This window comes from Pseudomonas sp. 05N434 (genome assembly GCF_056396965.1).
In genome coordinates, this window is sequence record NZ_JBFTMK010000951.1 from 1 (window position 1) to 948 (window position 948).

At 52.6% G+C, this 948-nt stretch carries 1 protein-coding gene; it reads left to right on the forward strand.

Annotated features, from left to right (window positions below):
• Nucleotides 1–119: 119 nt before the first annotated feature.
• Nucleotides 120–948: sel1 repeat family protein (locus AC1DLB_RS30990; RefSeq protein WP_477786400.1), on the forward strand; the 829-nt coding region annotated here is incomplete at its 3' end.

Below are 948 nucleotides of genomic sequence, written 5' to 3' on the forward strand. Positions count from 1 at the left end.
GTGTTGCCGGGGGCTGCGGATAAGGATAAGGCGGGGAGTTTGATGGATCAGGCGTTGGGGAATGCTCCGCCTGAGAAGGTTAAACCGAAGGCTTTTTTTGTGTTTTCTGAGTGATCGACATGAATGGTGTTTTGAAGAAGAGTGGTGKCCTCGCTGTAGCGGTTTTCACCGCGTCGCTGCTGAGCCTGTTTCATGGCAGCGCTTATGCGGATGAATGCCCGTCTGAGGATTTTGCCCAGTTCCTTCCGGCGTTCTCTGCGAATGCTGAAACTCAGCAGCGGTTGACTGCGATGACGGTGAAGTCGCTGGTTTTGAAACCGGTGGGAGAGCATGGGGTTTTTGAGCCGCAAACGACGGGAGTTAACAGCTCCAATTTGGCGTTTCCGCTAATGGCGCCTGTGGGCACAGACAAGACTGAGGGTGTTGAGGTCGAAGCGATCGACGATAGTCATTTCAACGTAGTGGATAAGCGAGCGGGCAACAGCAACATCAAGATTTTCAACTTTTCTCGACAAGCGTGTTGGGTCTTGGAGGGAGTTGAGGATTGGTCGATTAGTGAGAAAGATCTCGTAGTGGCGAGCAATCCTCACATGAGCAAGGCAGAGAGCTTTTGCTTTCAACGTGCGGAAGCCTTTAGAGGTTTGGGGGGGCTGGAGCAGTACCGACTCACGGGGGAGTTGTTTGAAGCCTCTCTGGAAAACTATCTATGCGCTGCAGCTTCCGGCGATCCTCAAGCCAGTTTGAATGCTGCAAGTTTGAGTCTTTCCGGTATGGCGCCGCAGTTAAAAAACGAGAAGGTTGAGCAGCTATTCAAGGCAGCAGCAACCACCTTGCCGGAGGGGGCAATGAGTCTTTCGTTATTTTATTGCGTTGGTAACAACATTTCCTCTGACGGTCCTTGCCAGCATCCAGCACAGGCTGAAGAAGCGCTGACGCACGCTGCCCGTA